At 40.9% G+C, this 13,368-nt stretch carries 10 protein-coding genes; 8 read left to right on the top strand and 2 right to left on the bottom strand.

All coding sequences use genetic code 11. From position 1 onward, the window contains the following. Positions 1–57: 57 nt before the first annotated feature. A complete protein-coding gene (gene uvrA / locus IMO47_RS10880; protein WP_196077265.1) occupies positions 58–2,889 on the bottom strand; it encodes an excinuclease ABC subunit UvrA in 2,832 nt (943 codons plus the stop codon). A 453-nt stretch (positions 2,890–3,342) separates the two neighbouring features. On the opposite strand from uvrA, the gene IMO47_RS10875 reads away from it, so the two are divergent. Then, a complete protein-coding gene (locus IMO47_RS10875) occupies positions 3,343–4,110 on the top strand; it encodes a hypothetical protein (RefSeq protein ID WP_196077264.1) in 768 nt (255 codons plus the stop codon). A 109-nt stretch (positions 4,111–4,219) separates the two neighbouring features. Next, entirely contained in the window at positions 4,220–4,561 is a 342-nt protein-coding gene (locus IMO47_RS10870; protein WP_196077263.1) for a GlpM family protein, read from the top strand. A 154-nt stretch (positions 4,562–4,715) separates the two neighbouring features. Here IMO47_RS10870 and IMO47_RS10865 read toward each other — a convergent pair whose 3' ends face one another. After that, positions 4,716–5,351 carry a TIGR00730 family Rossman fold protein gene (locus IMO47_RS10865; RefSeq protein ID WP_198426923.1) on the bottom strand — a complete coding sequence of 212 codons (636 nt, stop codon included), beginning with the start codon at positions 5,349–5,351 and terminating at the stop codon, positions 4,716–4,718. 438 nt (positions 5,352–5,789) lie between these two features. On the opposite strand from IMO47_RS10865, the gene IMO47_RS10860 reads away from it, so the two are divergent. The 6 genes from IMO47_RS10860 (at position 5,790) to parC (ending at position 13,358) form a co-directional block, all read left to right on the top strand. Next, positions 5,790–7,370: a TerC family protein gene (locus tag IMO47_RS10860; RefSeq protein WP_196077262.1), complete on the top strand. Its 1,581-nt coding sequence runs from the start codon at positions 5,790–5,792 to the stop codon at positions 7,368–7,370. A 340-nt stretch (positions 7,371–7,710) separates the two neighbouring features. Then, a complete protein-coding gene (locus IMO47_RS10855) occupies positions 7,711–8,178 on the top strand; it encodes a YchJ family protein (protein ID WP_196077261.1) in 468 nt (155 codons plus the stop codon). A 61-nt stretch (positions 8,179–8,239) separates the two neighbouring features. Next, complete coding sequence (locus IMO47_RS10850; RefSeq protein WP_009583997.1) at positions 8,240–8,884, top strand: trimeric intracellular cation channel family protein; 645 nt, start codon at positions 8,240–8,242, stop codon at positions 8,882–8,884. A gap of 210 nt (positions 8,885–9,094) precedes the next feature. Beyond that, entirely contained in the window at positions 9,095–10,414 is a 1,320-nt protein-coding gene (locus tag IMO47_RS10845) for an MFS transporter (protein ID WP_196077260.1), read from the top strand. 260 nt (positions 10,415–10,674) lie between these two features. Further along, a complete protein-coding gene (locus tag IMO47_RS19625; RefSeq protein WP_227552324.1) occupies positions 10,675–10,860 on the top strand; it encodes a hypothetical protein in 186 nt (61 codons plus the stop codon). A 278-nt stretch (positions 10,861–11,138) separates the two neighbouring features. Next, positions 11,139–13,358, top strand: coding sequence for a DNA topoisomerase IV subunit A (gene parC / locus IMO47_RS10835; RefSeq protein ID WP_196077259.1), 2,220 nt, complete (start codon positions 11,139–11,141; stop codon positions 13,356–13,358). The last annotated feature ends 10 nt before the right edge of the window (positions 13,359–13,368 follow it).

Here is a 13,368-nt window from a genome sequence, read left to right as displayed (position 1 = left end):
GGTATAAAAAGAGAAACTCCCTCCTTATTTAAAGGAGGGAGGACAAGAGGGAGCCACTTACTTTAACAGCGGTTTTAAGAATTTCGCTGTATGTGAAACTTTCGATTTAACCACATCTTCTGGTGTGCCTTCAGCAATAATTTGACCGCCACCTGAACCACCTTCAGGACCTAAGTCAATCACCCAGTCCGCAGTTTTAATCACGTCCAGATTATGCTCAATGACCACAATAGTATTGCCCTTATTACGCAGCTCATGCAGGATGTCTAAAAGTTTGGCAATGTCATGGAAATGCAAGCCTGTGGTGGGTTCATCAAGCACGTACAAGGTTTTACCTGTATCTCGTTTGGCGAGTTCACGTGCCAATTTAACACGTTGTGCTTCGCCACCCGACAAGGTAGTTGCTGACTGACCTAAACGGATATAGCCCAAACCGACTTGATTTAAGGTTTCTAAGCGACGGTGAATCACAGGAATCGCATCAAAGAAATGCATTGCATCTTCAACCGTCATTTCCAACACATCTGAAATATTTTTACCTTTATAACCTACTTCCAATGTTTCACGATTATAACGTTGACCATGACAGGCATCACAAGGTACATACATATCAGGCAAGAAGTGCATGGCTACTTTGATCATGCCATCACCTTCACAGGCTTCACAGCGACCACCTTTGACGTTAAAAGAGAAACGACCTGCGGCATAACCACGCGCTTTGGCTTCAGGGGTTTGGGCAAACAATTCACGAATCGGAGTGAATAAACCTGTATAGGTTGCTGGATTGGATCGAGGTGTGCGTCCAATCGGGCTTTGATCAATATCTACCACTTTATCGAGGAATTGCAAGCCGTCAATGGAGTCAAACTTCTCCGCCGTTAAGGTGGTTGCACCATTCAGTTGAGTTGCAGCCAAAGGCAATAGCGTACGGTTGATCAGTGTGGATTTACCTGAACCTGAAACCCCTGTCACACACGTCATCACACCCAAAGGAATCGTCAGATCAACATTTTTAAGATTATGACCTGCTGCGCCCATCAGTTTAATTTGCTCTTCAGGTTTTGGCGGAGTTACACGTTGTTTAGGCACTTCGATTTTTAATTTTCCAGATAAGTATTTACCTGTTAAAGAATTTTCATTGCCTGCCAACTCGTCATAAGTTCCTTCGGCAATAACATGTCCACCATGTACGCCAGCACCTGGACCAATATCAATAATATGATCAGCTGCCCGAATAGCATCTTCATCATGTTCAACCACCAATACCGTATTGCCCAGATCACGTAAGCGAACCAATGTCTCAAGCAAACGGTCATTATCACGTTGATGTAAACCAATAGACGGCTCATCTAAAACGTACATCACGCCCATTAAGCCTGCACCAATTTGTGAAGCAAGGCGAATACGCTGTGCTTCACCTCCAGAAAGGGTCTCGGCAGAACGTGAAAGGCTTAAATAATTTAAACCAACGGAAACAAGAAAATGTAAGCGCTCACGAATTTCTTTAAAAATTTTATCTGCGATTTCACCTTTTGCACCTTCAAGGTTTAAATCTTGATAATAACTCTCTGCATCACCAATCGACATTTTGGTAATTTCAGCAATGGTTTTATCTTTAACGCGAACATGGCGCGAAATTTCATTTAAACGTGAGCCACCACAAGCATCACAAGCAGCATTTGATAAATATTGTGCCAAATCATCACGCACATAATTCGATTCAGTTTCTCGATAGCGACGCTCTAAATGTGGCAAAATTCCTTCAAAAGGTTGCACGCGATTGTGTTTACGCCCACGTTCATCGATATAGCTTAAATCAACTTTTTCCTTGCCTGTTCCATATAGAAATTTCTTTTTGGTCTCTGCATCCAGCTCATTCCAAGGAGTGTCCAGAGAGAAACCAAAATGATCTGCAACTTTTTGAATCATGCTGTAGTAGTAGGGGCGTTGTCTATCCCAGCCACGTATCGCACCTTGGCTAATCGAGACATCTGGGCTAGGAATTAATTTTTCAGCACTAAAGTGGCTACGTGTTCCTAAGCCATCGCAGACAGGACAGGCACCAAAAGGATTATTGAACGAAAACAGGCGGGGTTCGAGTTCTGCTACTGCACGATCACATTCAGGACATGAGTGCTTGGCGGAAAATACACGATCAGGTTGTTCACCACTCATCCACGATAAAATTGCAATGTCACCGCCTAGACGCAGTGCTGTTTCAAAGCTTTCTGCAATACGGTTGCCCAAATCATCACGTACTTTAAAACGATCTACCACCACTTCGATGGTGTGTTTTTTCTTTTTATCCAGCTCAGGTGGAGTATCAATATCAATAACTTCACCATCTACACGCGCACGGACAAAACCTTGACTCTGCAATTGTTCAAAGAGGTTGGTATATTCTCCTTTACGCTCACGAACCACAGGCGCAAGTAGCATTAACGCAGTACCTTCTTCCAAGGCTTTTACTGCATCCACCATTTCAGAAACAGTTTGTGCAACCATCGGTAAGTCATGTTCAGGGCAATAGGGTGTCCCTACACGTGCATAGAGTAGACGTAAATAGTCGTAAATCTCAGTGATGGTTCCGACTGTTGAACGCGGATTATGGCTGGTCGACTTTTGTTCAATGGCAATGGCAGGGCTTAAACCTTCAATCGAATCAACTTCAGGCTTTTCCATTTGTGAAAGGAATTGACGTGCATAGGCAGAGAGGGATTCAACATAACGACGTTGACCTTCAGCATATAAGGTATCAAAAGCCAGTGAGGATTTTCCTGAGCCTGAAAGTCCCGTGATCACCACAAACTTGTCACGTGGAATATCGAGTGACACATTTTTTAAATTATGGGTGCGTGCGCCTCGAATACGGATATGACTTTGACTCATAAAACTTTCTCGAAATTATGCGAATTAAAGTGCTATATGATAGCGATTTAATTTTGTTCAAGCTGTAAAAAATAGTTTTTAAGCGACAAATTGTGTCATCTAACTGACCATTTTTAAAAAGTTATGACAATCAATGTTTTATATAAAACAATAAGATTCATAGCATTAGGCTGATTATGATTTATTTTCAAGGTCTAATTTTTATACTTTCAATATGACAATATAATTTATTTAAAATGAACTGTTTATGAAACAACCAATTTTACCCATCAAAAATTTAGTCTGCATTTTTGACCAAACGGATGGGGCTGTTTTGAGCGTTTGCTTAAGACAACTGAATTGGCTGAAAAACCATTTATCTAGAAACTGAGATTGTAAGACAATTATTCTGAGATTGGTTATTATTTTTACTGTAACATGTGTGATGTGGATCGCATTTACAGGGGCTTAAAAATGAACATACATAAATTAATATGTGTCCTTTGTTTGGTATTTTCGTGCAATGTTTTTGCAGAAGATGCTACGCCGGTCCTGTTTGACCAAGTTTTACAGCTTAAACCGAATCAACTGTATGAATTGGAATTAGAAGATGTTCAACCTGGTGATCAGATTTGGACAGCTGTATATCTGATTGGGCGTCAGAACTACCCTGGATTGACTTCAAAGGCAGATTTCATACTGCAAAATCAGGGCTTATTAAACAAAGCGAAGCCAAGCGAACATTCCACACAACAGACCCTGATCGCAGAACAACTCACGCAAACCCATCAGTATTCATTTCACCAATTTAAAGCGTTAACCACTTTGTTGGATGAAAGCGTTGTTCAACTGATTCAAGACCCAAAATTAGAAAATACCGATACAATTCGTATTTATAGTCAGCTGAATGATTGGATTCCTGAATACAATACCTATGAACCAATTAAAGTCAAATTTGGCATTCAAAATGCAGTTGATTTTGATGTTGTTGCTGCCTACGTTTTAGTCGGGAAAGGTGAAAAACCAGCTGCGCTGACTGAATTAAATTTTAAAAATAGCAGGCGCTCTGATCTGACGGCAACTATCCCTCCTGTACAAGCAGATTTTACCCAGACGGAGACCAATAAATCTGAATACCATTTGAATCGAAGTGAAATTAAATTCATTTTTTTCCTGGGTGCATTGGCAGTAATGGCTTTTTTTGCTTTTATTCATCGTGGCAAATTGAAACGTGCATTTTAATTCAACATTGTGCTGAGTTTGGATGAAAAAGCTGATTTTTTAGATTTCAAATGGATGATGTTGGCGTAAAATCTTGCGCAGATCGGCTATTTTGTTTGAGTGGTACTCAATGTTGTCTTTATTTTTGAAATGCAGTATCGGTGCGGCAGTCGTTTTACTGATTTCAATTCTTTCAAAAAGCAAGGCATTTTATATTGCGGGCCTGGTTCCGCTGTTTCCGACCTTTGCCTTGATTGCACATGTGATTGTGTTGCAAGAACAAGGCGCAGAAGCACTAAAACAAACCGCTTTATTTGGAATATGGTCACTCGTTCCTTATTTTATTTATTTGTTGGTGGTTTATTTATTGGCAACAAAACTTTCCATGTGGTCTTGTTTTGGCATTGCCACATTATGCTGGATTGTGGCTGCCGCAGGGTTGATTTACGGATGGCAAATATTTCACCAGTAACGTCAATGCGGGATTCTGATTTGAAGGATTTTCATCTGTATTCATGTGATTGATTCAAGCTGTTCAGCTTGATCAAAAGTTGAATTTGATCAGGCTGAATAAGAGGAGCTTTGTAAGCTCCTCTTATTCATTCAATATCCTGACGATGTAAAATTTAGACTACGAATTGCTTCGGTGCTTCTAAGTTTTTAATTGCATTGTAGATTTGATCAGCATGGTTGCACACAATCAGTTTGGCACGATGCTGTGGCGGTAAAAAGCCCTCAAGCACAGCATGATCTAATTGAGCAATCAAATGGTCGTAAAAGCCATTCACGTTATACAGCATCATGGGTTTTTGATGTTGGTTGAGTTGTCCCCATGTGGCGACTTCTAAGATTTCTTCAAAGGTTCCAAAACCACCCGGAAGTGCCACAAAGGCGCTTGCACGATCTGCCATCATGGCTTTTCGTTCATGCATACTTTGTACAATATGCAGTTCCGTCAGTTGATTATGTGCAATTTCATAATCCAGCATAAATTCAGGGATTACCCCCACCACATCACCGCCGTGCTCAGTTACGGTATCTGCAACTTGGCCCATCAAACCAATACTGGCACCACCATAGACAATGCCAAAACCATGTTCGGCTATGCCTTGAGCCAATTGAATGGCTTTTTCTCTATAAGTCGGATTATTTCCAGGTCGGGAGCCACAATACAGTGCAATTAAACATTGAGTTGCTTTAGGAGTTTGCTGATCTAATTCTAACGGTTCATTTATCATTACAGAAAATACACTATTCATCATTTATTTTTTCACCTTAACTTATCATGTTCTTATGTATTTCGACTACCTTAAGCAAGAAATATGACAAAAACATGTTGTGTTGTAGGCACTTTTGCAATGTTTTGTATCGTTAAAGGGTTGCTTTTGATGTAGCAGTGATCAAATCGGAAAAAATCACCGATCTCCAATGCTACAACAATAAAGTGATTTACAATCCATCATTGAGGCAAATAAAAACCCATACAAATAAGATGAAATTTTTATCAAAACTGCCTATAATTGAAGCCTGTTTATCAACAAATGAATCATCATGGGTAGTGGTTGTAGTCGCTCCGAAAATGCACAATCTTTAGACAAAAAAATATTTCAAAATAAACTAAAGTTTTCTTCTCAGTTTCGAAATTTACAGTTATCAAATGCTGACAATATCAATTGCACATCTGCAATGGAGCAAGATCAATGATACTTGAATGGATGTCCGATCCTTCGGCGTGGGTTGGTCTGGCGACTTTGGTTGTTTTGGAAATAGTTTTAGGTATTGATAACCTCGTCTTTATTGCAATTTTGGCAGAAAAGCTTCCTCCTGAACAACGCAATAAAGCACGAATTTTAGGTTTATTGCTCGCGCTGTGTATGCGTATGGTGTTATTGGCCTCCATTGCATGGGTGGTTACGCTCACCGCACCGTTGTTCCATATTTTTGATCATCCTTTCTCTGGGCGTGACCTGATTCTGTTGTTTGGTGGGGTATTCCTGCTCTTCAAAGGCACAATGGAACTACATGAACGTCTGGAAGGCGGGCAGGATTTAAAAGAAGAAAATCCTGTTCATGCGGCTTTTTGGATGGTGATTGTTCAGATTGTCATTCTAGACGCCGTATTCTCCTTAGACAGTGTGATTACTGCTGTAGGTATGGTGAAAGAGCTCTCCGTGATGATGATCGCTGTAGTGATTGCTGTCGGGATTATGTTGTGGGCATCTAAACCTTTGATGGACTTTGTTAACAAACATCCAACGGTCGTCATTTTATGTCTGGGCTTCCTGATGATGATTGGTTTCTCGCTGATCGTTGAAGGCTTTGGCTATCATATTCCGAAAGGCTACCTCTATGCTGCGATTGGTTTCTCTGTATTGATTGAATTCATGAACCAAACCATGCGTAAAAATCAAGAGAAGATGGTGACTACCACCGATCTGCGTTTCCGTACGGCTTCAGCGGTGCTGAAAATGTTAGGCGGGAAAAGTGCAGAAAGTCAAAATGGTAAAGTAGATGATGTAATTGCCACTCAAGCTTTAGCCGATGAAATTTTTGATGATGAAAATGGTGCCTACCATAGCGTCATGGTACAGGGCGTGTTGGGGTTGTCTGAACGTCCGGTGAAATCTGTGATGACGCCACGACCTGAATTGGAATGGTTGGATTTGGATGAAGATGAAGCCACCATCAAAGAAAATTTAATGGCGATGTCGCACTCAAGACTGATCTTGGCACATGGTGAATTAGACAATATTGCAGGAATTGTGCTTACCCATAAAGTGCTCAATGATTATATTGAAACAGGTGTTTTAAATTTTGACAAACATTTACGTGAACCCGTCATTGTTCATGAAAATGCACAAGTGTTGATGGTGATGGAACAACTTCGTCAGGCACCATTGCAGATGGCGATTGTGCTCAACGAATATGGTTCAATTGAGGGGATTGCCACACCGATTGATGTACTTGAAGCGATTGCAGGTGAATTCCCAGATGAAGATGAGTTGGAAGCTGCTGCTGAAAGTTTGGAAGATGGCTCATTGATGTTGGAAGGTTCAACCGATATTCGCCATGTTTCATTGCTGCTAGGTCGAGACCTGGTCGATGAATCCGAGCAATATTCAACGCTTTCGGGTTATATCTTGTTCCATCTTGGTCGTTTGCCCGAAAATGGTCAGAAACTACAAGCAGATGGTTATGAGTTTGAAGTGGTGACGATGGATGGTCACAAGATTGAAAAAGTCCATATTGTGGCATTGTCACAATCTAAAGATTCAGAATAAGCGGTGTTTTATCCAGTGACATTGAAAAAAGCCAGTTGAAAACTGGCTTTTTTATTTTCTCTTATAAAAAGTAGCCTTGATTCGTTTTAAAGAAATGTCTGAACTCAGCAACCCGTCTACGATTGATCAACAATCAGCTTGATTCAAAATAACCAAGGTGAAAGAGTGAGCAACTGCGCAATTCAAAAATGAGAATGAAGAAAGGGTCTATGCAGATGAATGCTTCTGGGATCTGAATGAAGAGGATACTGCGACTGGCATATCTTGATTCAAAGAATAAATTTCGATTTCAAGCGGGCTTGCATTATCATTTAAGTCTGTTTCGATGTTGAGTTTTTTCATGTCCAGTCAATCTTGTCCATGTGGTTCTGCACAATATAGTCAGTGTTGTCAGCCCTTGCATTCGGGGCAAAAAAAAGCCCTGACAGCTGAGCAATTAATGAGGTCTCGCTATAGTGCATTTGCCAAACAGGAGATCACTTATATTGTGGCAACTACTGCAGTGGGGCAGCAGCAGGCATTGGATGTACAGGCTATTGCGGAATGGAGCAAGTCGAATCAATGGTTAAAGTTGGATGTGATTCAAGCCAACGAAAAGCTCGATAAAAATCATGCACAGGTTGAATTCAAAGCGTATTTTCATGACGGTCAGCAGGCACAGGTTCATCATGAAATTTCACATTTTGCCTATCATGCAGGTCAGTGGTATTTTTTAGATCCAACCACAGATCAGCAGGTTACAATGAAACAGCCTTGTATTTGTGGATCAACCAAAAAATTTAAGCAATGTTGTGCGCAATACTTGTAGATTTTAGCTCGTTTTGACTTAAAATAGCGCGCATCTTTTACCCATCAGTGGATGAAGGGCAATGTTACTCACCATTATTTATATTATTGCAATTACAGCCGAAGCCATGACGGGGGCGTTGTCAGCAGGACGACGTAGTATGGACTGGTTTGGTGTGGTGCTGATTGCCTGTGTAACCGCACTCGGCGGTGGCTCGGTCCGTGATGTCTTGTTGGGACATTATCCGCTGACTTGGGTGAAACATCCTGAATATCTTGTACTCACATGCTGTGCAGCTTTTGTTACAATTCTTATCGCCAAATGGATGAAGCATTTACATTCTATTTTCCTGTTGTTAGACGCGCTGGGCTTAATTGGTTTTACCATTATTGGCTGTCAGATTGCATTGCAGATGGGACATGGTTTTGTTGTTTCGGCAGTTGCTGGTGTTCTGACAGGTGTGTCAGGTGGTATTTTACGGGATATTTTATGTAATGATGTTCCATTGGTATTCCGTCGAGAGTTGTATGCCTCAATTTCCTTTGTCGCTGTTATTTTCTACTGGTTCTGTATAGACTTTGGTTTATCGTTGGAAATCACTGTAATTTCGACATTGGTTTTTGGTTTTGCGCTACGTTGTATTGCCATTTATTTTGGTTTAGAAATGCCAAAATTCATTTATAAAGATGATGATGAGCAATCGGCATCCTCTAAAGATGAAAGCTGAATTCCAGAAAATGGCGTGGTTTAATCAAACTTGATGAACGACCACATATTTGAGCTTCCATAATTCAGAGATGAGCAACAGCAAGTAGATTGCTGTTGCTTTGACCCGTAATTTGTCTTTGTTAGTCAAAGGGGCGACCGATAATAATTCAAATCAACATCCCGATTGTGCTCGCCGCATGATAATTTTCACCTTATTCGAGACATTATTATGGATTTAGTATCACGTGTACAACGTCTACCCATTGGAAAGTTTCACTATACTTTGCTGTGGGTGATCGGACTGGGATGGATGTTCGACGCGATGGATACAGGTCTGATTTCATTTATTTTGACCAAGATGGCAGAAGAGTGGCAGATGACACCTGCGGAAAAGGGTTGGGTGGTTTCGATCGGCTTTGTCGGTATGGCGATTGGTGCTGTCTTTTCAGGTGCTTTGGCTGATCGGATGGGGCGAAGAACCGTATTCGCCATAACCTTGGTAACTTATAGCGTTGCAACAGCTTTATGTGCAATTGCACCCAATTTGACATGGTTGTTGATTTTCCGTTTTATTGTCGGTTTAGGTTTAGGTGGGCAATTGCCTGTTGCCGTGACGCTTGTCAGTGAATATATCCCAGCTCAGGTTCGAGGTCGGTTCATTGTTTTGCTTGAGAGTTTCTGGGGTTTAGGCTGGTTAGTCGCAGCACTGATTTCATATTTTGTGATCCCTGATTATGGTTGGCATATTGCATTTTTGGTGGGTGGATTGCCGGCTGTTTATGTCTTTATGATTCTGAAAAAAGTTCCGGAATCTGTTCCTTATCTGATAAATCGGGGACGTATTGATGAAGCACATGCATTGGTACAAAAACTTGAACGTCAATGCGGTGTAGAAGTTATTACCACAATTGAAGTCAAACCTGTTGCTGCGAAACAGAACCTTTCATTTACCCAACTGTGGTCAAGCAGTTTTGCCCGCCGTACTTTGATGTTGTGGCTGATTTGGTTTGGTATTGTCTATTCTTATTATGGCATTTTTACATGGTTGCCAAGTTTGTTGGTTAAACAGGGCTATACCATTGTGCAGTCCTTTGAATATGTCTTGGGCATGATTTTGGCACAGCTTCCAGGTTATGTTGCTGCGGCTTGGTTGGTTGAAAAGTTGGGGCGTAAAGCGACTCTGGCAGGTTTTATTGCGTTGTGTGCTGTATCTGCGTATTTCTTTGGACAAGCCACCTCAGTCAATATGATCATGTTTTGGGGGTGTTTAATGTCTTTCTTTAACCTGGGGGCATGGGGAGTATTATATACGTATACGCCTGAACAATATCCAGCCAATATTCGCGCCTTTGGCTCAGGTTGGGCATCCGCGATTGGGCGTATTGGCGGAATTGTTGCACCACTGGTCGTTACGCATATGATGGTAGCAAGCAATGGTTTTAGTTCAGTCTTTATGATGTTTACAGCCGTACTTTTAGCAGTGGCAGCTGTTGTACTGGTCTTGGGTGAAGAAACCAAAGGCAAGACCTTAGAAGAGATTGGGTTATAGCCGTTAAACGGAAGATATTGAAAGTAAAGTGCAGGACAAACGATAACAAGCAAGAAGAATGGAAGGGTGGGTATAGGGTTAATCTTGCTGATCATCCATGTTAACTTCGAAACGTCGAATTAAAAAAAACAACAGTTCACAGCGAAATGATGAAATAAAACAGTATCGAGGGCAAAATAATGAAAAGTAAAATAGGATTAAGCTTTTGTACTATCTATCTTTTGCTAACCGCATTTTGTCTTTATATTGCGTTGGATCCAATGACGGATAACAAAGGAAACTTTGTTTTCTTACAGTTACCCATAAGTGTTCAAATCTCGGCATTGAATGTAATTGGGTTAGGTCCTGTATTCGATCAGCTGTCTTGGACGGAAGCGTACAGCTTAGTGGTTCCTGTAACTTTGCTGTTTTTATATGGGATCGGGGCTGTTGAGTTCAAGCATTGATTGTATAAAAGCACGAATTGAACCACGCCAATAAGTTTCAGCATTTATAAAATGTATTTGAAATAAAGTGCATGTCTCAATTTAAAAATAGCCATTTAAATAAAAGTTGCTCATTTCTTAAAAAATGGATAATTTTACGTCATTAGAAACAACTAAAGACGCAATTTGTCGTTGTGGCGTACACTTGTGCTTGTGTCGTCAGACGCTGCGACTTAGCATAAGAATGTAGATACATCAGCATTTATTTAGAACGAATTTAATTAGGATAAAAGGTTGTTATGACAAGCCTTGCGCATCATGCGACAGAAAACCGTTCCGTAGCAGAATTTACTGAACAAGCTTACCTGAACTATGCCATGTACGTGATCATGGATCGTGCATTACCTCATATCAGTGATGGTTTAAAACCCGTACAGCGCCGTATCGTCTATGCGATGAGCGAGTTGGGATTAAAGCCTAGTGGTAAGCCAAAGAAATCTGCACGTACAGTCGGTGACGTACTGGGTAAATATCATCCTCATGGTGATTCTGCTTGTTATGAAGCGATGGTGCTGATGGCTCAGCCATTCAGCTATCGTTATCCATTTATTGAAGGTCAAGGCAACTGGGGGTCACCAGATGACCCTAAGTCTTTCGCTGCAATGCGTTATACCGAAGCTAAACTTTCATCTTATAGCGATTTGTTACTGTCTGAATTAGGGCAGGGAACTTGTGATTGGCAGGATAACTTTGATGGTTCAATGAAAGAACCAGTCAATTTACCTGCGCGTGTACCGAATATTTTGCTGAATGGTACAACGGGTATTGCTGTTGGGATGGCGACTGATATTCCACCGCATAACTTGCGTGAAGTGGTGAAAGGCACAATTGCTTTAATTCGAAACCCTAATTTAACCGATGAAAAAGTTGCAGAATATATTCCTGCACCTGATTTGCCAACCAAAGCAGAAATTATTACCTCGCGTGAAGAATTACTTAAGCTTCAAACGACAGGGCGGGGAAGTTACAGAACGCGGGCAATCTATCATATTGAAAAAAATGAAATTGTCATTACGGAACTTCCTTATCAAGTTTCAGGTTCAAAGGTCATTACTCAGATTGCAGATCAGATGCAAGCCAAAAAACTACCTTTGGTGAGTGATTTACGTGATGAATCCGATCATCAAAACCCAACACGTTTGGTGATTGTACTGAGATCAAACCGTATTGATGCGGAAGCTGTGATGAGCCATTTGTTTGCGACCACAGATTTAGAGTCCAGTTACCGTGTAAATATGAATATGATCGGAGCTGATGGCCGTCCACAAGTTAAATCAATCCGCAGAATATTATTGGAATGGATTGAAATTCGTAAACACACTGTCACACGTCGTCTGCAATATCATCTCAACAAGATTGAAAAACGCCTGCATATTCTCGGCGGTTTGATCATTGCTTATTTAAACATTGATGAAGTGATCAAAATCATTCGTGAAGAAGATCAACCGAAACCTGTATTGATGATGCGTTTCAATATTGATGAAATCCAAGCGGAAGCGATTCTGGAACTCAAGTTACGCCATTTGGCAAAACTTGAAGAAATGGAAATGCGCCGTGAGCAAGAAGAGCTTGAGGCAAGAGCTGCCGTGATTCGTGAACAACTGGCAAATCCTGAGTCTTTAAAATCTTTGATCATTGAAGAGCTCAAAGATGATGCGAAAAAATTTGGTGATGATCGTCGCTCTCCAATTGTCGAACGTGAAGAATCACAAGCGATGAGCGAGCAAGACTTGATGCCTGCTGAAGCAGTTACCGTTGTTCTTTCAGAAGCAGGTTGGATTCGTTCAGCCAAAGGGCATGAAATTGATGTTGGGAAATTGAATTTCCGAGCAGGCGATCAGTATCTGAGTTCTGCACAAGGCAAGTCGAACCAAAAAGTGTACATCTTAGATGAGACTGGTCGAAGTTATGCATTGTCAATAAATAGTTTGCCTTCTGCGCGTGGTTTGGGAGAACCGTTGAGTTCAAAACTGTCACCTGCAAATGGAGTGAGCTTTATCCAAGTACTGGTAGAGGATGAAGATAAAGAAATTATTGCTGTAAGTTCAAAAGGTTACGGATTTAAGTCTCAAGCGAAACAATTAGATACCAATGCCAAAGCGGGTAAAACATTCTTGACTGTAGCGGAGGATGCAAAAGCAATGCCGATAGAGGTCGTTGAAAATCATACTCATTTGGCTATACTCAGCTCAGTAGGACGTTTACTTTTGATTGATTTGTCAGAATTGCCAACTCTGAATAAAGGAAAGGGAAACAAGTTGATACAACTTGAGGCTGATGAATATATTCAGTTTATGCTAACGTTGAATTTAGATGATGTAATTCAAGTGCTTGCAGGACAGCAACAATTAAAACTAAAAGGTGATGATTTACAGAAGTATATTGGTAAACGAGCATCGAAAGGTCAACTCTTACCCCGTGGATATCAAAAAGCAAATAAACTGTTGATTCAAAGATAAAACTAGCATC

It is taken from the genome of Acinetobacter sp. Res13-Abat-PEC15-P4-01, from assembly GCF_015676285.1.
GTDB classification, from domain to species: domain Bacteria; phylum Pseudomonadota; class Gammaproteobacteria; order Pseudomonadales; family Moraxellaceae; genus Acinetobacter; species Acinetobacter nematophilus.
The sequence above is the reverse complement of the archived record's forward strand: the minus strand, read 5'-3'. Positions and strand labels throughout refer to the sequence as shown.